The organism is Pedobacter aquatilis (genome assembly GCF_032678405.1).
GTDB classification, from domain to species: domain Bacteria; phylum Bacteroidota; class Bacteroidia; order Sphingobacteriales; family Sphingobacteriaceae; genus Pedobacter; species Pedobacter aquatilis_A.
In genome coordinates this window covers 129,120-147,354 of sequence record NZ_JAVTSJ010000002.1, presented here as the reverse complement: position 1 = coordinate 147,354, position 18,235 = coordinate 129,120, and the positions used below count along the sequence as shown (strand labels likewise).

18 protein-coding genes are annotated in these 18,235 nt (G+C 37.6%); 5 read left to right on the top strand and 13 right to left on the bottom strand.

Annotation, left to right across the window (positions count from 1 at the left end; all coding sequences use genetic code 11):
- Position 1 precedes the first annotated feature (1 nt).
- Positions 2–1,549 carry a DHA2 family efflux MFS transporter permease subunit gene (locus R2R71_RS06045; RefSeq protein ID WP_316830355.1) on the top strand — a complete coding sequence of 516 codons (1,548 nt, stop codon included), beginning with the start codon at positions 2–4 and terminating at the stop codon, positions 1,547–1,549.
- Positions 1,550–1,811: 262 nt separating this feature from the next.
- Positions 1,812–4,397, top strand: a complete 2,586-nt coding sequence (locus tag R2R71_RS06040; RefSeq protein ID WP_316830354.1) for a phosphoenolpyruvate carboxylase — start codon at positions 1,812–1,814, stop codon at positions 4,395–4,397.
- Positions 4,398–4,480: 83 nt separating this feature from the next.
- Here the strand turns inward: R2R71_RS06040 and R2R71_RS06035 are convergent, their stop codons facing one another.
- The 5 genes from R2R71_RS06035 to R2R71_RS06015 all read right to left on the bottom strand — a co-directional run bounded on the left by R2R71_RS06035 (position 4,481) and on the right by R2R71_RS06015 (position 9,713).
- Positions 4,481–4,729, bottom strand: a complete 249-nt coding sequence (locus R2R71_RS06035; protein ID WP_010599336.1) for a DUF6952 family protein — start codon at positions 4,727–4,729, stop codon at positions 4,481–4,483.
- Positions 4,729–5,037 (bottom strand): thioredoxin family protein, encoded by a 309-nt coding sequence (locus tag R2R71_RS06030; protein WP_010599335.1) that lies wholly within the window; start codon positions 5,035–5,037, stop codon positions 4,729–4,731. Before R2R71_RS06030 ends, R2R71_RS06035 begins: the two co-directional genes overlap by 1 nt.
- Before the next feature lie 14 nt (positions 5,038–5,051).
- A complete protein-coding gene (locus R2R71_RS06025) occupies positions 5,052–5,684 on the bottom strand; it encodes a peroxiredoxin (RefSeq protein ID WP_039479644.1) in 633 nt (210 codons plus the stop codon).
- 293 nt (positions 5,685–5,977) lie between these two features.
- The gene (locus R2R71_RS06020; RefSeq protein ID WP_316830353.1) at positions 5,978–8,365 is read right to left on the bottom strand and encodes a S9 family peptidase; all 2,388 of its coding nucleotides are present in this window, start codon (positions 8,363–8,365) and stop codon (positions 5,978–5,980) included.
- Positions 8,366–8,525: 160 nt separating this feature from the next.
- The gene (locus tag R2R71_RS06015) at positions 8,526–9,713 is read right to left on the bottom strand and encodes a hypothetical protein (protein WP_316830352.1); all 1,188 of its coding nucleotides are present in this window, start codon (positions 9,711–9,713) and stop codon (positions 8,526–8,528) included.
- Positions 9,714–9,871: 158 nt separating this feature from the next.
- Here R2R71_RS06015 and R2R71_RS06010 point away from each other — a divergent pair, with 158 nt between their 5' ends.
- Both R2R71_RS06010 and R2R71_RS06005 read left to right on the top strand, forming a co-directional pair.
- On the top strand, positions 9,872–11,263 hold the full coding sequence (locus R2R71_RS06010; RefSeq protein WP_316830351.1) for an aldehyde dehydrogenase family protein: 1,392 nt from the start codon (positions 9,872–9,874) through the stop codon (positions 11,261–11,263).
- 109 nt (positions 11,264–11,372) lie between these two features.
- Positions 11,373–11,897: a YfiT family bacillithiol transferase gene (locus R2R71_RS06005; protein ID WP_316830350.1), complete on the top strand. Its 525-nt coding sequence runs from the start codon at positions 11,373–11,375 to the stop codon at positions 11,895–11,897.
- Positions 11,898–11,957: 60 nt separating this feature from the next.
- On the opposite strand, the gene R2R71_RS06000 is transcribed toward R2R71_RS06005, so the two are convergent.
- From R2R71_RS06000 to R2R71_RS05965, 8 genes are all read right to left on the bottom strand, one after another.
- Positions 11,958–12,677, bottom strand: a complete 720-nt coding sequence (locus tag R2R71_RS06000) for a heavy-metal-associated domain-containing protein (RefSeq protein ID WP_316830349.1) — start codon at positions 12,675–12,677, stop codon at positions 11,958–11,960.
- Positions 12,678–12,763: 86 nt separating this feature from the next.
- Positions 12,764–13,588 (bottom strand): 4,5-DOPA dioxygenase extradiol, encoded by an 825-nt coding sequence (gene ygiD, locus R2R71_RS05995; protein WP_316830348.1) that lies wholly within the window; start codon positions 13,586–13,588, stop codon positions 12,764–12,766.
- 75 nt (positions 13,589–13,663) lie between these two features.
- Complete coding sequence (locus R2R71_RS05990) at positions 13,664–14,236, bottom strand: YceI family protein (RefSeq protein ID WP_316830347.1); 573 nt, start codon at positions 14,234–14,236, stop codon at positions 13,664–13,666.
- Between the two features lie 220 nt (positions 14,237–14,456).
- Positions 14,457–14,975, bottom strand: a complete 519-nt coding sequence (locus tag R2R71_RS05985) for an AraC family transcriptional regulator (protein ID WP_316830346.1) — start codon at positions 14,973–14,975, stop codon at positions 14,457–14,459.
- Positions 14,976–15,016: 41 nt separating this feature from the next.
- Positions 15,017–15,520 (bottom strand): DUF3347 domain-containing protein, encoded by a 504-nt coding sequence (locus R2R71_RS05980; RefSeq protein WP_316830345.1) that lies wholly within the window; start codon positions 15,518–15,520, stop codon positions 15,017–15,019.
- Positions 15,521–15,527: 7 nt separating this feature from the next.
- Positions 15,528–16,343 carry a hypothetical protein gene (locus R2R71_RS05975; RefSeq protein ID WP_316830344.1) on the bottom strand — a complete coding sequence of 272 codons (816 nt, stop codon included), beginning with the start codon at positions 16,341–16,343 and terminating at the stop codon, positions 15,528–15,530.
- A 3-nt stretch (positions 16,344–16,346) separates the two neighbouring features.
- Positions 16,347–16,883: a heavy-metal-associated domain-containing protein gene (locus tag R2R71_RS05970; protein ID WP_316830343.1), complete on the bottom strand. Its 537-nt coding sequence runs from the start codon at positions 16,881–16,883 to the stop codon at positions 16,347–16,349.
- A gap of 129 nt (positions 16,884–17,012) precedes the next feature.
- A complete protein-coding gene (locus R2R71_RS05965; RefSeq protein ID WP_316830342.1) occupies positions 17,013–17,417 on the bottom strand; it encodes an HYC_CC_PP family protein in 405 nt (134 codons plus the stop codon).
- Positions 17,418–17,511: 94 nt separating this feature from the next.
- On the opposite strand from R2R71_RS05965, the gene R2R71_RS05960 reads away from it, so the two are divergent.
- Positions 17,512–18,234 (top strand): peptidylprolyl isomerase, encoded by a 723-nt coding sequence (locus R2R71_RS05960; protein WP_316830341.1) that lies wholly within the window; start codon positions 17,512–17,514, stop codon positions 18,232–18,234.
- Position 18,235 lies beyond the last annotated feature (1 nt).

The following is an 18,235-nucleotide window of genomic DNA, read 5'->3' as shown; positions in this document are numbered from 1 at the left end:
AATGGCCGAAGTTGGTTTAAAAAAGTGGATTATCACCTTTACGGTTATCACAGCTTCATTACTGGAGCTGATTGATACAACAATCGTAAATGTGGCAATCCCTCAAATACAGGGAAACCTGGGCGCAACACTCGAAGATGTGGCCTGGTTATCTACTGGTTACGCCGTTGCGAATGTTATCATCCTCCCAATGTCGGGATGGCTTGGCAGTCGCTTTGGCCGTAAAAATTATTTCTTAACATCCATTATTGTTTTTACACTTGTTTCCTTTTTGTGCGGTAACGCCACTTCACTAAACGAGTTAATCTTATTCAGGGTTATTCAGGGTTTAGCCGGTGGAGGTTTAATTTCTACAGCACAAGCTATTTTAATTGAAACATGGCCACGCGAAGATGTGGGTATAGCTACTGCTTTATTCGGTTTAGGCGCCGTTGTTGGTCCAACAGTTGGTCCAACAATAGGTGGATATATTTTGGAGATATCAGACTGGCCGTGGATTTTTTACGTAAACATACCCGTCGGAATACTCGCCGCCTATTGTACCTATACGTTTATCCGCGAAACGCCCAAGGATGGACAGGGAAAACCTGTTGATTGGTGGGGAATTGCATTACTGGCGATTGCTGTAGGTAGTTTACAAACCGTTTTGGAAAAAGGAGAAAGCGAAGACTGGTTTGCAGCACCTTATATCATTGCGTTAACAATAGCTTCAATTTTTGGGTTGCTACTATTTATCTGGAGAGAAACAAGTACCGACCACCCGATTGTAAATCTTCGTATTATGAAGAAACGAAGTTTCTCTATTGGGATGTTCACTTCGTTTGTGCTGGGATTCGGCTTGTATGGTTCGGTGTTTGTGTTCCCGGTATTCGCACAAAACCTTTTGGCTTTTACGCCACTACAAACCGGTAAATTGTTTATTGCTGGAGGTATTTGTACAATTGCAATGATGCCTTTTATTGGTATTATGCTTAAAAAAGGTATACCTGCACAGTTTATGGCAACAGGAGGGATGTTTTTATTCTTCGTTTTCTGTTGGATGCTGAGCAAATCGACCTTGGCTTCGGGTACGGGAGATTTCTTCTGGCCGCTGGTAATTAGAGGATTTGGAATGGCCTTGTTATTCGTTCCTTTAACAACCTTAGCCATGCAGGATTTATCGGGTCCGGAAATAGGACAAGGGTCTGGATTGAATAATATGAGCAGACAATTAGGAGGTTCATTTGGTATTGCGGCTTTAACAACATTAATCCACATTCGTGCAGGTTTTCACAGAAGCAATTTATTATCTAATATCAACGAATACAATCCGGCGTTTGTTCAAAAGCTAAACGGACTGATTCATAATTTTATGGCCAAAGGATCATCTTATTTAGATGCAAAATTAATGGCGATGAAAGCAATTGAAGGCTCGGTAATTAAGCAAACCATGCTGTTAACTTACAATGATGCATACTGGGTTGCAGGACTGATTATGTTATGTTCAATTCCGTTATTATACCTTCAGAAATTTAAGAAAAATGCAAACGTTGTGACCGATGCTCACTAAAATTTGCAAAGAATTGGCTAAATAAATGCCAAAAAACAAAAACAGCCGGTGTATTTTTATACATCGGCTGTTTTAACCCAAAAAATTAACAATCAATGCAATGCCCTTAAACATTGCAAATGTTCTTAGTCAGCTACCAGGTAGCCAAATAAGATTTTAAAATTAAAATTTATTCTACAATTTTCCAAATTGTAAGCCTTAGAATTTTAATACCTTACGCATTTTTTGTAGTATTACAATATACAAAACTACTGCTTAAGCTATGCCTAAACTCCGTTTGACAACTCAACGAGAATCTATTTTTAACAACGAGGTTATCTCTAAATTTGAGCTTTATAATAGCCTGTTTTTAACGCTGCCATTTTATAAAATTAAGGATACAGGAACATTATTGCCATTATTCTTTAAGAGCTGCGAAGAAGGTATTGCAAATGGCCAAACGCCGGCACAAATTATTGAAGAATTTTTTGCCAAATATACTAGTTACACGGAGCGTAAAGACATCATTGATTTACTGTTCCGTTTTATCCAGTATATAGAGCGTCAGGTTGTGCTTTTTGATGCGGTTGAAGATGCTTCATTTAACAAGCTAAACACTACAGATGAGCAGAGTACGCTTGCTTTTATCCTGAAAAAAAATTCTGATAACAAGCCAATGCTGGCAAAAATCGAAAAGTTAATAGACGAGCTATCACTACGCTTGGTTTTGACTGCGCACCCAACACAGTTTTACCCTGGAAGCGTTTTGGCCATTATTACTGATTTGACCAAAGCTATCCGTGATAATGATATCGTTTCGATGAATTCATTATTGCAACAATTGGGTAAAACGCCCTTTTTTAATAAGAAATCGCCGACACCTGTTGATGAAGCATTAAACCTAGCCTGGTTCTTAGAAAATACTTTTTATTTCGCTGCGGCAAATATCCAGGAGGAGATTGATCAGAACCTTGATGAATACAACCTGGAAACAAAGAAGATTTTAGAACTTGGTTTCTGGCCGGGTGGCGACCGCGATGGAAATCCGAATATCCATGCTGATACAACCTTGGAGGTTTCAAAAATGTTGCGCCAAATCCTTTTCCGTTGCTACTATCGCGATTTCAGGATGATCAAACGTAGGATTACCTTTAGAGGGGTTGAGGATAATCTCAATTATTTACATGATGTACTCTACAAAAATGCCTTCGACCAAACCTGTGAATTACATGATATTTCGGATGAATTAAGAGAACATTTGAATAAAATCAAGGATGTACTTTTAAAAGAGCACGATGGCCTGTTTGTTGATTTGGTGAACGATCTGATACGTAAAATTGATTTATATGGTAATTATTTTGCTTCGCTAGATATACGCCAGGATAGCCGTGTATTAAGAAAAGTTCATGCTTATCTGCGTCAAAATAAGCCTATTTCTTCGCTTTATCCGGCCGATTACGATAAGCTTTCTGAAGAAGAAAAACTGAAATTGATTTCTTTTAAGGAAGCGAATCCTGTTTTCACTACTGAAGCTGATGCGCTTATCGAAGATACGATACAGACGATTAAAGAAATAAAAGGAATTCAGAAACGTAACGGCGAAAAAGCCTGTCACCGTTTTATTATCAGTAACTGCCAGCAGGCCAGTGATATTTTACAACTAATGGAACTTTTCCTTTGGAATGGCTGGAGCAAAGATGAACTGACCATTGATTTTGTTCCTTTATTTGAAACGGTAAATGACTTAAAAGGCGCTGCCGCAATTATGGATACCTTGTATAGCAACCCATTTTATAAAGCACATTTAGCCAGTCGTGGAAATAAGCAGGATATTATGCTTGGCTATTCAGACAGTACAAAAGATGGTGGTTATTTAATGGCCAACTGGTCTATTTTTAATGGTAAAACAACCTTATCAGAAGTCTCAAAAAAACACAATATTCAGCTGGCATTTTTTGATGGTCGGGGAGGCCCACCAGCTCGAGGTGGAGGTAAAACTCACCGTTTCTATGCCTCTATGGGCAAAGAAATCGCTAACAAAAATATTCAGCTCACTGTTCAGGGGCAAACCATCAGTTCGCAATACGGCTCTGTTGAAAGTGCAGAATTTAATATCGAACAACTCATTAATGCAGGTATTTCATCAGGCTTAAAAGAGAAGCACAACGTACTTTTAGATCCGGAGAATAAGGCTTTGCTAGATGAAATGGCTGAAGATGGCTATAAAGCTTTTGTTGATTTACGTGAGCACCCGCTTTTTGTAAGTTATCTTGAAAAACTTTCTCCATTGAAATTATTATCTCAGGCGAACATCAGTAGTCGCCCGGTGAAGCGTAATGGCGGAGGGGAAATGAAATTAGAAGATTTGAGGGCGATTAGTTTTGTAACGGCATGGAGTATGCTAAAACAAAACGTTCCAGGTTTCTACGGAATGGGCACGGCACTTAAAAACCAGGAAAATGCCGGAAACTGGGATAAAGTTGTGAAAGCTTATGAAGATTCCGATTATTTAAAAACCATCGTTGATAATTGTATGATGAGTATGAGTAAGTCGGACTTTGTGATTACAGCTCATTTAGCCAACGATAAGGAATTTGGTGCGTTTTGGACTCAACTACACGATGAGTTTAAATTAACGAAGCAGATGCTTTTAAAACTATCGGGACAAGAAGTTTTGATGGCTAATTACCCTATCGATAAGAAATCGATTGCTACCCGAGAAAAGATTATTTTACCACTGGTATTGATTCAGCATTTCGCCTTAGAAAAATTACAGCATGATCATGATGAAAATGTTCAGCATGCACTTGAGAAATTAGCTGTAAGAACTGTATTCGGTATTGTAAATGCCGGAAGGAATTTGGCCTAACCTCATCGCGCTGCTAAAACATAAAAACCCCTCGCAAATTTTAATCTGCGAGGGGTTTATTTTTTTAAGCTTGATTAAAGAAATTATCTATCAATCGAGCCCATTACTTTTTGACCAAAAGCGTTTAGTGCATCTTTTTCAGCAGCACCCTCGCTTACCATTTGGTGAACTTCAAGCGCACCGCAAATATTGGTAATCATTTCTCCGGCCACATCTACTTCATGTTCGCTTACGCCTCTGAATTCGCAGAAAGCTTCTAAAACTTCTAAAGTAGTTTCCAATTGAGCTGGAGTGGTGTTTTGAAATAATTGTCTGATAACCGGAATTTTCATTATTTAATCTTATTAAATAGTTCAATTAAGCCTTCCGCTTTGTTGGTTTGTACCTGATCTACCAAATTACCGCCTTCAAATGCTGCAAAGGTTGGTAAATTATCAACGTTTGCAAATTTGCGTGAGTTTGGAAGTTTTTCAGCATCAACAATTAAGAAAGCAACATCTTCATTTTCGGCAGCAAGCTTTTTAAACTTTGGTTTCATGATTCTGCAGTTACCGCACCATGATGCAGCATACTGAACCATAACTTTTGAGTTATCTGCTAAGTACTGTTGAAGATTGTCTTCTGTTAATTCTAAAAACATAACGTTTTATTTAATTAGTTAGCGGCTAAATATTCAGCAACACCAGTTCTGTTCGCGTTCATTGCTTCTTTTCCTTCTTCCCAGTTTGCAGGACAAACTTCACCGTGTTTCTGAACGTGAGCATAAGCATCAATTAAACGTAAATATTCTTTAACGTTTCTACCTAGTGGCATATCGTTAACACTTTCGTGGAATACTTTACCAGTTTCGTCGATTAAATAAGTCGCTCTGAAAGTTACGTTTGAACCAGAGAAAGATTCATTTCCTTCTTCATCATAATTAACTTCCTGATCTAAAATATCAAGGATACCAGATAATTGTCTGTGTGTATCAGCTAAGATTGGATAAGTAACACCTTCAATACCACCGTTATCTTTTGGTGTATTTAACCATGCAAAGTGAACTTCATTAGTATCGCATGATGCACCAATTACAATTGTATTTCTTTTTTCGAATTCAGGTAATGCAGCCTGGAAAGCATGTAATTCTGTTGGGCAAACGAAAGTAAAATCTTTCGGATACCAGAATAATAATACTTTGCTATTTTTATTTACAGCCTCTTCAAATACGTTGATTTTCAAGTCATCACCCATGTCTGACATTGCATCAATACTAACACTCGGAAATTTTTTACCTACTATTGCCATAATTTTTTGTCTTTAATTTTGTGCCACAAAGGTAAGGCTAAATCAATTCTCAATCAACCCGGATTTGGTAATAGTTAATCGTATTTATTGATAGTGATATAGTCAAAAACTATAATTCTTGATAAGTGTATAGTGTTTTGCTATTTTAGTTATTTGGACTGTCATGCTGAGGAACGAAGCATCTGTTTCATTGATTGCAGATGCTTCGTTCCTCAGCATGACAGTTTTATTAAAAGATTCTGCTATTAAAAGCATTTCCTTGACGGTCGTGCTTCAGCCTATCGAGAAAAGTTCTATTTCTTCAGTGTATTCTCATACAATTTAAAGATCCTTTTATACTCATCCGTCCAGCTGCTCGGTTCAATAAAGCCATGGTCTTCTACCGGATAAACGGCGAGTTCCCAGTTGTTTTTTCCGAGTTCGATAAAGCGTTGCGATAAACGAACAATATCCTGAAAGTGTACATTCACATCAACCATTCCATGTGCCATTAAAAGGTTTCCCTTTAGTTTATCGGCAAAGTAAATCGGTGAACTTTGTTTGTAAGCTATCGGATCGTTAAATGGTTCGTTTAAAATATTCGAAGTATAGCCGTGGTTGTAATGCGCCCAATCGGTAACAGAGCGTAATGCGGCGCCACTGGCAAAAACATCTGATTCATTAAACATAGCCATTAAGGTTATAAAACCGCCATAAGAACCGCCGTATAAGCCAACATGTTTTGGGTTAACACCGTACTTTTCAACTAAAAACTTTACACCATCTGCCTGGTCTGTTAAATCTTTACCACCCATGTGGCGATAAATACCCGTTCTGTGGTCGCGGCCATAACCCGAACTTCCTGTATAATCGATATCAATAACAGTGTAACCGTTATCGGCCAGCATATTATTAAACATATACTCACGGAAGTAAGTACTCCATCCGAAATGGACATTTTGCAGGTAGCCGGCGCCGTGAACAAAAACAACCGCAGGATGATTTGGGTGCGGATTATCTGACTTATAAACCCTGGCATAAACATCAGCACCATAACGGTTTTTAAAAGTTACCATATCTGGCTCTCGCCATTTGTACGAATTAAATTCAGCGGAAGTTGAGGTGGTAATTTTAATCGGTTTTGCGCTAGCCTTATTGTCCTGAATGTATAACTCACCCGGTTTATTCATGTAAGAATAGCTAATGGCAAGGTATTTTTCGTCAGGAGAAAGGGTGATGTCATTTAAACCCTTCATCTTGGTTAATTGAACAAGCTCGCCTCCGTTAACTGAAATTTTAAAAAAATTGGTAATTCCCGGATGTTCTTTATTCGTTTCTAAATAAAAGGTGCTTTTATCTTTCGAAAGCTGAACAGACTGAACTTCCCATTTGCCCGAAGTAAGTTGTTTTTTATCGCCGGTTGTAGTATTTACAACATATAAGTGCGAATACCCTGTAGCCTCGCTTTGGTAGTAAAAGCGACTGTTATCAATCCAGCCAGTACTTCCCTGGAAGAAACCACTGATGCCAGGTCCGCCAATCCATGCTTCATCATGCTGACGGTCAATTAAATCAAACTTACCTGTTGTCGCATCTAATTTTAGAATCCAACGGTCTTTGTTGTCAGCAGATGTTGCAACCATAATTCCTGTGCTGCCGTTCTCGTTCCAAAGGGGGCCAAAAAAATTAACTAGCCTGTCGGCATTTTTCTTTTTTAAAGTATCAAGCGCTTTTGGGTAGTCTTTATAAAAATCAGGAATATCTTTTATGCCTGGAATTGTTGCAGTTTGAATCGTATAAACAGAGTCTTTCTGCGTATCATAAATGAAACCTTGCGATACACTTTCGTTTTCGCCAACTTTTGTTCTGCCAGGAATATCTTCAGTATAACCAGATGAAGTAACATAATTGGGAACAATTGTATTATGGTTGTTTTGCGCAGGGGCAGTGAGTTTGTAAGTCACATAACGGCCATCAGGACTAATTATGACACCGTTTAAAAACCGTTCATCAGTATAGAGTGATTTTAAGGATTTATTATCAGCTGATTGCATGCCAAAACGACCTCTGCCGCCACGCATACCGCCACCACGTGTTTCTGCATTTCTTTTTTTTATGATGTCGAAAAGCTCTGTTTGTTGCGCTTTTAACCAATTATCTTGCTCAGTAACCGGCTTTGCTGCGGTTCTTCCTGCTGCTTTTCCCTTAACAAAGTTTGTTATTTGTTTAGTTTCTGCGGTTTTTAAATCCAGTTGAAAGAGATTATCACCGAGTTGATAAACTATATCTCCATTGGTTAAGAAAACCGGATTGCTTTCTCTCTCCATTGTGTTTGTTAACCGGGTTTCTTTTTTAGTTTTGAAATTCTGAAGGTAAATGTCGCCACTTTTCTCAACCAGGCCTAACGATTTATCCTTGTTATAAACATAGTTCGCTCCCAATAACTTTTCATCCTCCTTGTCCGCTGCTTTCAATGGTTTAGTTGAAGATGTGGCTATTTTAAACAGCTCTTCTTTTGGCTTATTATCTGGATTCCAGTTGAAGTATAAAGTTTTGCTATCGGCTGTCCATCTGAAATTAGACGGTGATGTTCCCATCCATTTTGGGTCACGCATAATTTTTTCGACAGTAAGGGGCGCTATTTGTTGCGCAAAAGCGTATTCGCCTGAGCACAGCAAAAGGAAAAGTAAATATTTCTTCATGAATTTGAGTTTGGATACTGCAATTTAGATAATGCGGAAACTAAATTGACAAGGAAATGGAAATGTTACAACGCTACAATCTATTCAAATTAATGTTTACCATAGCTTTTTGCCTAATTAAGAAAGTGAAAACAGTAAAAAATAATGTTTATGGCTTGGCTTATCGAATTACCCTTCCGGTTCTATCTACGTTAACATCATCAAAGGGCTTTAAGTATTCGTTAACAATAAGGGAAAATTCTCTACGTGTCAACACCTTTTTTAAATCATATTTCGAAGATAATTTATAGTTCTTTTTCCATTTCTTTTCTATTTCTGCTTTAGTTGCATCAACGGCCTTATTACCAACATAGCAAACCATTGAAATGGTATTTTCTAAATTAACAGGAATATGCTGATGGTCATCAAACCAGATTTGTGCCTTGTAATAATAGTCTTTAATCGGCTGCTTTATTTCATCATAAGTAACTTCCTTTTCCGGATTGAAAAAAAGCTTATCGTTCTTTAACTCAGCTTTTAAAATTCCGGTAATTCCTATTTTTTGTATTGCCAGCCAATTTGAATCGGCAATTCTAACATCATCAAAAGGGATTAATGAAAGTTTATAACTCAAGAGCTCGCCCTGAATGCGCTTTAAATTTGATAGGCTTGTTTTAGTCCGAAAAAATGCTGCGTAGGCTGCTGTCGCACCGGCGGCCTGGCCAACTTCTGAAAAACCAGGATTGATATACAATATGTTTTCCTGGTTTGGAATGAGTAAGCTATATAGAGAAAGGAAGTTTAATGTTCGATCTATGCCTCCAACGGTAGTTCGGTATAAGTTTTCTGAATAATTAAGTGTATTATTTTCCGCAGGTTTTAAGCTCGATATTTTTAACTCAGGAAGAACCTTTTCGATATGGTCGGTTACAATCAGAATTTTGGCTTTGATGCTTTTTTCTTTGGTTAATTTTAACTCCCAGCCACTCCCTGAACGTTTTATCTGGTAGTAAGGTGCATTGTTAATTACATCAAAAAGTTTAGAACTATCTGACCAGTTTTTGATAACTGCATTTATAACCTGATTGGTCATTTCGGGTAGAGCAACACTATCAGCAAGTTTCAACGATTTTCTTGCTCTTTTTTCAAAAGCTTTCGTAACGCCACTTTGTGGCCAGCCTTTAAAATCACTTAGCTTAAAACCATCATTTTGTGTTAAAACAATAGCATTTACACCTGATTCTGAAGCTTGAACACCTGCAGCTAAAGCGGCATCAGAATTGCCTAACACAAGTACATCCGTTTTAATGGTTTGGGCATGGATTAGTACAGGGATTAACAAGGTGAAAACCAAAATCAACTTCTTCATTGGTGAGATTTAAAATCGCCGCAATATGCTTTAAATGAATGAATTTTTAATGAAATGAATTGATTTTAACTAAATTTAACTGACAGCTCATCAACATTAACCTGAATTTGCAAAAGGTTTATGTGTTGTACAATAAGCTCATGATGGGTGGAAATAATATGGAAGAAAAAATAAAATCAGTTTTCGATTTACAGCAACAACATAAATTCGAGTTAAGAAAAACGGACGCCAAGACCCGTGTTCAACAACTTAAAATGCTTAAACAGGCTTTAGAAAATTCGGAAGAGGAGATTTTTACCGCTTTGGAATTGGATTTGAGAAAAAACCGTTTCGAAACGGCTGTAACGGAGTTGTATTTTACTTATGCCGAAATCGATCATGCGATAAAAAAACTGTCGGGTTGGATGAAGCCCAAATCTGCAGCAAAGACAATAAGCAATTTTTTTGCAAGCAATAAGTTATACTACGAACCAAAAGGCGTTTGTTTAATTATTGCACCCTGGAATTATCCACTACAGCTGATCATGAGTCCACTTATATCAGCCATTGCTGCCGGAAATTGTGCGATTTTAAAACCTTCGGAGTTGAGTGCGTATACGGCTTCGGTTATTGGAAAAATAATTTCTGAAACTTTTAACGAAAAAGAAATTGCCTGTTTTGAAGGCGACGCTGAAATTTCTGCAATCTTACTTAAGCTACCTTTCGATCATATCTTTTTTACAGGAAGTACAACCATCGGAAAGCTGGTTATGGAGGCCGCGGCTAAAAACCTCACTTCAGTAACCCTGGAGTTAGGAGGGAAGTCGCCCGTAATTATTGATGACACAACAGATTTAAAAAAAGCTGCCGAAAAAATTGCCTGGGGCAAACTGGTTAATGCCGGACAAACCTGTATAGCGCCCGATTATGCTTTGATTGATGAAAAAATTGAAACAGAATTTATAACGCATTATAAAACTGCAACCGAAAAAATGTTCTTTGATGGAGCAACCATAAATAAGTCCGTTTATGGAAAAATTATCAATAAAAACCACTTTGATCGATTAAACGGTCTGATTAAAAAGGCGGTGAACAAGGGTGCTAAGCTAGCATGGGGAGGTGAGATTGATGAAAAGGATTTGACTATTTTCCCAGCAATATTAAATTCAGTAAGTGCTGATAATCCAATTATGCAGGAAGAGATTTTTGGCCCGGTTTTACCCATTGTAAAATATAAAAACCTGCAAGAGGCTATTGATTTTGTAAACGCTAAAGATAAGCCACTTGCGCTTTATATTTTTTCAAACAACACTAAAAATCAGGAAAAAATCATCTTAGAAACCAGTGCCGGCGGAACCTGCATTAATGATGTATTGGTACACATCAGCAATCCAAACCTGCCTTTTGGTGGTGTAAACAGCAGTGGAATTGGCAGTTGTCATGGTGTTTTCGGTTTTAAAAATTTTTCTCACGAAAGAGCCGTGGTTTTTCAATCGAAGCTTGGGCTCACAAAGCTGATTTATCCTCCATATAAAATGGGATTATTGAAATGGTTAAAGAAACTTATGTAGTTAATTATAAATAATTAGATCGATTCAGAATTTTCATTCGATGAAAATGTGGGTTTCTGGGGGTGAAAAATAATCACCTTAACGGTTCAAAATTTACTATTTTTCCATCATGGATTTGGAACAACTTAAATACCCTATCGGACAATTTTCAATGCCAGCAATTTTTGATAAACAACAGGCAGCCGTCTGGATTTCGGAAATTGAGGCTTTGCCTGCTCAAATTATTAAAGCAACTGCAAAACTTAGTGACGAAGAACTGAACCAAACTTATCGGCCGGAAGGCTGGACGTTACGACAGGTTATTCACCATATTCCCGATAGCCATATGAATGCTTACATCCGTTTTAAACAGGCAATTACTGAGGATATTCCTATCATCAGGCCATATTATGAAGAACGCTGGGCAGAAACTGAAGAAGCAAAAAATGGCAATATTGAAATGTCTGTTCTTCTTCTACAGCACCTGCATCAAAGATGGGTTGCCTTTCTTAAAACCTTAAATTTTGAAGATTACGAGCGAAAATACATTCATCCGGCAGTTGGGAAAGAATTAACGCTAGCCAATATGTTGGGCATGTATGCATGGCACGGTAAACATCATCTGGCACACATCACCAATACGGTTAAGCTATAAGCTCTAATTTATAACATTCCTTATATGGTAAAATCGACTATATAAGGAATGTATCTTAATCTACATCAGTACCAGCATTGCAGCACTCATTGCAATCATAATTGCGTCTTCAACAATGGTTACTGTACTCATTGGTAAATTGAATACTGCACCAAGGCAAGCGCATTGGATTTTCTTCTTGTTCAGCACGCTTTCCAAAACTCCCAGAATACTAATGGTCATTACAATTAAGGTTATCCAGTTTAGGATAACAGGAGATAAATTAAGTGCAAAACTTAATCCTAACCCAAGTTCAATGAAAGCATAGATATACCCCCACACACTGATTTTTTTGGCTACGATATCATACATCGCATAACTTTCGGCAAAGGCTTTTAAATTAAGCATTTTAAAAAACGAAAAAGTTAAGAAGAAACCAGCCATGAAAATCCGCATGAAAACCATAAAGTTTATGCTGCTGTTTTCAAAAGATATAATTAAGGAAATAGCGGTTACATAACCGAATATTAAGAGAATAGGCTTGTAAGTTGCAGCCCAGGACTTTGCTTCCTCAATTGTTTCGCTATGTGTATTGGCTGTAATCTGGTATTTGCTGTCTTTACCACCCAAAGCATCCTGAAGCGTATTTAAAGCGATGTGATTATCCATGCTGATGGTTGCGCTGTTAGTATCTTTTGAAAGCTCTACAGCGGTTACATCAGGCAAAATTAAAAGATTATTTTTTACTTTATTTTCGCAACTGCTACAGGTCATACCCGTAAGTTGATAAGTGTGTGTCATGATAAATATTTTAAGCAAATTTACCTATTGACTTACCGATAATCGTTACAGAATAATCATAAAATTTTATAGAATTTTCAAGATGATTATCCAACCAACACCGAAGTCATAGTAAGTGAGCCACCAACAGCTTTATCATTAAAAAACAAAAGGTCTTCTTTATCGTTTTTCAGTCCTAAAGTGTAAATCAAAGGTAAGTAGTGTTCGGGCGTGGGTATTGCCAGCATTGCTTCTGAACCCAAACTACGGTAGTCAATCAAGGGTTTATGGTCGCCGTTAGCAATAAGGTTTTTGAATTTATCATTCATTTCATTAGCCCAGTCGTAACCACCACCATTAATCATTTCCCAGCTGAGCATACGTAGGTTATGCACCATATTTCCGCTACCAATAACCAATATTCCCTTTTTACGTAGGGCATAAATTTCACGGGCAATTTCGTAATGTTGTTCCGGTGGTTTTGTATAATCGATACTTAATTGCAAAACAGGGATGTCCGCTTCGGGGTACATGTGCCTGATGATGGTCCATGCGCCGTGATCCAGGCCCCAGTCATGGTCTAAGCCTACATTTGCGGAATGAATTAAACCAGGAATTTCAGCTGCTAGTTTAGCATCTCCAGGTGCAGGATATTGTACATCAAAAAGTGCTTGAGGAAATCCGCCAAAGTCGTGAATGGTTGTAGGAAAATCCATTGCTGTAACAAAAGTTCCGCGGGTATACCAGTGCGCAGAAACCACAAGCACTGCTTTTGGTACAGGAATATTCTTTGCCAAATCTGCCCAACTCTGGCTAAACTCATTGTTTTCGATACCATTCATTGGCGAACCATGGCCAATAAAAAGCGTTGGCATTAAATCCGTTTGTGGCAAACGTTGAGTAAAATTTCTGAATTGTGATAATGTTGACATGATAGTGTTTTTTCGTCATTCAGAGCCCGTCGAAAAACCAGAGATGGCTTCGATGGGCTCTATACGACAGTTGTTCTATTTTGCCTGAGCAAATTCTAAATTTAATTTGATGGTAACATCTTTAGCAACGCCAGCACCAGTTGGGTCGTATTTAATGTTATAATCTAAGCGATTAATGGTAGTAGTAGCGCCAAAACCGGCTTTAGTATTACCCTGCTGGTCTTTCGCTGTTCCGCCATAAACAACTTCAAATTTTACATCCTTTGTTACGTCGCGGATCGTTAATTTTCCACTTAGCTCATAATTGTTTCCATTTAATTTTTTGAACGAAGTGCTTTCAAATTTCATTGCCGGAAATTTCTCTGCATTGAAAAAATCGTCGGTTTTTAAATGACCATCTCTCATATCAACACCAGTAGTAATGCTGTTAACATCTACAGTGAAGTTAATTTTAGCATCAGTTAAATCTGGTTTTGCGGCGGTAACGGTACCATCGAATTTTTTGAAAGAGCCATCAACGAAAGAAATACCCATGTGCTTAACTGAAAAGTTAACAAATGAGTGCATCGGGTCGATTTTCCAGGTGGTTTGTGCGAAAGATGCTACACTGATTGTGGTAGCAACTAAGAAAAGGAATAATTTTTTCATAACTTTTAATTTTTTTAATTGCTATGAAACTTGTGTAAGTCTAGCTTCCACAGGATTCATGTCTTGCGAGTTTTTTTATTTAACAAAATTACACCGAGCTATAGGTTTGGGAATTGATGTATGTTAAGAAAAATGCTTGCTGGGTGCAACCATTGATAGACACTCCCCATTGGGTTGGATTATTCTTTACCGTCGACTTTAGTCGACGGCAGGTTAACAATCAAATTTCATCCAAAGTTTTTCTTTTTTCTGATGACTGGGCTTTGTAAGCCGAGGGGGTTAATCCGGTTACTTTTTTAAATTGTGCTGAAAGGTGGGCAACACTGCTGTAATTAAGCTGATAGGCAATTTCACTTAAAGTAAGTTCGCCATAAGTAAGTATTTCTTTTGCTTTTTCAACTTTTTGGGCAATGAGGTATTTCTCGATTGTTTGATTTTCCACTTCAGAAAATACAGCGCTGAGTTGTGCATATTCAAGGTTGAGCTGATCACTTAAATAAGCAGATAAATTGATCTTCAGTGGCTCTTTATTGTAGTGAATCAGATTTATAATTAAGGTTTTAATCTGTTCTGCAAGTTGTGTTTTTTTATCTTCCAATAACTCAAAACCAAAATGACTGAGCCCTTCAGAAATTCTTGATTTATCCTCCGCAGAGATGTTTTCGGCCAATGAAACTGCACCTAATTCAACCGAAATGGGGTTAAAGCCAAGCTTTTCTAGCTCGGCTTTAACTACCATTTTGCAACGGTTGCAAACCATATTTTTGATATAGAGGTTCACTATTTCGATTTTATCGTTTCAGTAACATCGCCACAATCGAACATCATACTTCCGTAATATGGGTTTTCAATGGCTTCTTTTTCATTTAGCCAACTCGCTTTTGCCATTGGGCAATGTTGAACGTAAACAGTTGCGGTATTAAACTTAATGTTTCTTAGGGTTTTAATCATAGCGTAGGAAATTCCTTCGAAAGATTTTCTTTGCGATTTGATATCTTTTCCGGCAGCTAATTCTGTTGCCTTTGCTTTAATAATTTTTGATTGCTCCATCCATAAGTTGTGTTGTGCAGATGGTAAATCTTTATGCGGAATAGCATCAACCTTGGTTGATAATGTTTTCACTTTTTCAACTGCCAAATCTTGTTTGTCGGCAGCTAAAGCATTTTTTACATCATAATATGCTGTTAACAATTGGTTAAAAGCGGCATCTGTTTTACTTTGTGCAAAAGTTAGTTTTGTCGTTGCGATGGCAATCAAGGCCATCATTATCATTATTTTTTTCATTGTGTTCTTATTTTAAAGCATTAAAAAAATTAAATTCTGCCCTTAAAAGGTACATGTTTTTAGTATATCTGTTTACCATATTTCCAGTTGCCTGAAAACGATAACCTAAATCAATTCTTGTCCGGCTGTTTAAAATTACCTGAACGGCAGGAGCTAAATCCAGGTACGACTGGCCGGTTCCCGGGTCGGTTTTACCCAAAATTTCGAAGTAAAGATTAAAATTAGGCTCTTTGTAGTCTTTATAAACTACGGGTAAAAGTAAATAACCGGAGGATAAACTGTAAGATAGCATTTTATCGGGCTGTGGTGTATTTAGCCGTAAAACTTTGTCTGTTTTATCAAAAGCATCCGAATAACCAAGAGTAGCTGATAGGGCCAGTTTATGCAAAAGCTGTGTAAATATTAACCCGGTTTGCCAGCCACTGTTATCGCCTTCAAAGTTGATATCCCTGGAAAATCCAGGTCGTTTACTGGTGCTTATTCTTCCGAAAGCTGCCGCCCGGAAATGACTTTGCGCTTCATCAATTGAAAGAAAACGATATTTTGCATACAAGCTTCCGCCCTCCAGCCGAAAACGACCATCCATGTCAGATAAAAAGCCTTGAGCATGCATCATCAGGTTTTTATTAAAACCAAACATCACTTCTGGAATGGTTCTGCTTACAAAACCAGGATTGTTAAACATGCCCTCATTTGTTAATCGAACACCGATTGATTTCGTTGGCATGTTACTGGCAGGTTCAGTAAAAACATAAAGCTCCTGTGAAAACGCAGTAGTATAAGCCCCGATAAAAATCAGGGCTATCGTTATAACTCTTTTCATGTTTTAAGAAAGCACTAAGTGGTACACACGTGTTTTCTTTCCGTTAACAACGGCAGTTCCGCTTGCATAAGCATCTGAATTTATCGAACCGGCTTGTTTTTTAAATGCGGCACCAGAAATGAAGTTTTTGTCAACCACCGATGCTTTTACAGTACCATTAAGGGTTTTGTTTTTCGCATTAACAAAGCGATAAACGTTTCCGTCAACAATTGCCTGGCCTTTATCATCAACTTTAATCTGATTAAAGGTAAAATCTGCAGTTAAGCCACCAACAGAGAAGCCAGCATCCTGTACCTTTTTACGTACCAAATCCAAGTTGATGTCGGCACCTTTTTTAAAGGTTAAAACGAAAACGTTTTTGTTTAAATCTGGCTTTACAGAATTGATGAAACCTAATGTTTCTAAAGATTTTTGTGTCGCGTTAGAACACATTGAACAAGTTAAACCTGTTACCTGTAAATTAGCCGAGGATATTTCTTGTGCCGAAGCCTGTACGGCAAAAAATAGCATGATAATGCTGAATAATTTTATTGTTTTCATGATTTTCTTGAATTGGAATTTTTGAATACTCGTCATTTCGACGGAGTTTTTCTTGATAGAGAAAAATCTAAATTGATAGCACTTTCTCATTCCGTTACACTTCTTTCGAAATGACGGGAAATAACAATCCTAATTCCTAAAAATACAATTGAAAACGTGCAAAGCCACTCGTGTGGATAGTGGAGGCGCTTTGTTTGTAATTTTGTTTAAAAAAGCCGGCCGCACGTTAGCAAGAAATGCTAAAACCGGTGGATGTAAGAAAAGTTGAATGGAAAACAACTTTGGCATTTGTATCTGTGCCTCGGTTTGATGACTATCTTTTACCTTAACCGTAACCTGGGTGTTTTTGCAACAGCCATCATCTTTTATCTTTTCAGCAGGAATATCTTTGCAAAATTTACAGGAAACCGCATTGCTAAACAGCTTTACGTTTTCCAGCTTACCTCCGCAAAAATGCAAACTTAAAGCCAAACCCATAACACTAACCATATAAAATACGGCTAAAGAAAGTGCTATTTTTTGTTTTAACTTCATTATCACAAAGGTAAAGCAAAAAAAGCCTAATAACATTGCCTTTTATTTATTGAATTTCATTTTTTAGCTTAATTTAGCCTCAAACACCATTCTAATGAAGAAATTATTGCTATTTATATGCACTTTTTCCATGCTTTCGGCCTTTGCTGCGAAACCAAAAAACCAGTATATACGCATAAAAACTGCTTATGGCGAATGCATCATTAAGTTATATAATGAAACACCATTACATCGGGATAATTTTTTAAAACTGACCAGGGAGGGTTATTACAACGGTACTTTGTTTCACAGGGTGATTAAAGACTTTATGATTCAGGGAGGAGACCCAGATTCGAGAAATGCGAAGCCTGATTCCTTATTAGGCAACGGAGGCCCCAAATATACTATACCGGCTGAGTTTAATGATAGCTTGTTTCATAAAAAAGGTGTGCTTGCTGCGGCTAGAGAAGGAGATATGGTTAATCCGCAAAAAGCATCAAGCGGGAGCCAGTTTTACCTCGTGCAGGGAAAAGTTTTTACAGATGAGCAATTGAACAGTGTTGAAGAAAAAAGATTGAAATTTAAGATTCCTGAGTGGCAACGCCAGGTTTATAAAACATTGGGCGGTACGCCACATTTAGATAGAAACTACACCGTTTATGGAGAAATTGTTATTGGCCTGGATATGGTAGATAAAATTGCTGCAATGCAAACGGATAAAAATAATCGACCAAAAGAAGATGTAAAGATGGATGTATCCATTTTGAAGAAAAGAGAGGCAAAGAAGCTGGAAAAACAGCTTGCCCAAGGTTTATTGAAAGATAAAATGGTTATGTAAT

Coding starts and splice junctions, on each gene's coding strand:
- R2R71_RS05980 (WP_316830345.1), bottom strand. CDS start 15,520: ATGAAAAAAATAATGATAATGATGGCCTTGATTGCCATCGCAACGACA.
- R2R71_RS05985 (WP_316830346.1), bottom strand. CDS start 14,975: ATGGTAGTTAAAGCCGAGCTAGAAAAGCTTGGCTTTAACCCCATTTCG.
- ygiD (WP_316830348.1), bottom strand. CDS start 13,588: ATGTCAACATTATCACAATTCAGAAATTTTACTCAACGTTTGCCACAA.
- R2R71_RS06015 (WP_316830352.1), bottom strand. CDS start 9,713: ATGAAGAAGTTGATTTTGGTTTTCACCTTGTTAATCCCTGTACTAATC.
- R2R71_RS06030 (WP_010599335.1), bottom strand. CDS start 5,037: ATGTTTTTAGAATTAACAGAAGACAATCTTCAACAGTACTTAGCAGAT.
- R2R71_RS06035 (WP_010599336.1), bottom strand. CDS start 4,729: ATGAAAATTCCGGTTATCAGACAATTATTTCAAAACACCACTCCAGCT.
- R2R71_RS05990 (WP_316830347.1), bottom strand. CDS start 14,236: ATGAAAAAATTATTCCTTTTCTTAGTTGCTACCACAATCAGTGTAGCA.
- R2R71_RS06005 (WP_316830350.1), top strand. CDS start 11,373: ATGGATTTGGAACAACTTAAATACCCTATCGGACAATTTTCAATGCCA.
- R2R71_RS05960 (WP_316830341.1), top strand. CDS start 17,512: ATGAAGAAATTATTGCTATTTATATGCACTTTTTCCATGCTTTCGGCC.
- R2R71_RS05965 (WP_316830342.1), bottom strand. CDS start 17,417: ATGAAGTTAAAACAAAAAATAGCACTTTCTTTAGCCGTATTTTATATG.
- R2R71_RS06040 (WP_316830354.1), top strand. CDS start 1,812: ATGCCTAAACTCCGTTTGACAACTCAACGAGAATCTATTTTTAACAAC.
- R2R71_RS06010 (WP_316830351.1), top strand. CDS start 9,872: ATGGAAGAAAAAATAAAATCAGTTTTCGATTTACAGCAACAACATAAA.
- R2R71_RS06020 (WP_316830353.1), bottom strand. CDS start 8,365: ATGAAGAAATATTTACTTTTCCTTTTGCTGTGCTCAGGCGAATACGCT.
- R2R71_RS05975 (WP_316830344.1), bottom strand. CDS start 16,343: ATGAAAAGAGTTATAACGATAGCCCTGATTTTTATCGGGGCTTATACT.
- R2R71_RS05970 (WP_316830343.1), bottom strand. CDS start 16,883: ATGAAAACAATAAAATTATTCAGCATTATCATGCTATTTTTTGCCGTA.
- R2R71_RS06000 (WP_316830349.1), bottom strand. CDS start 12,677: ATGACACACACTTATCAACTTACGGGTATGACCTGTAGCAGTTGCGAA.
- R2R71_RS06045 (WP_316830355.1), top strand. CDS start 2: ATGGCCGAAGTTGGTTTAAAAAAGTGGATTATCACCTTTACGGTTATC.
- R2R71_RS06025 (WP_039479644.1), bottom strand. CDS start 5,684: ATGGCAATAGTAGGTAAAAAATTTCCGAGTGTTAGTATTGATGCAATG.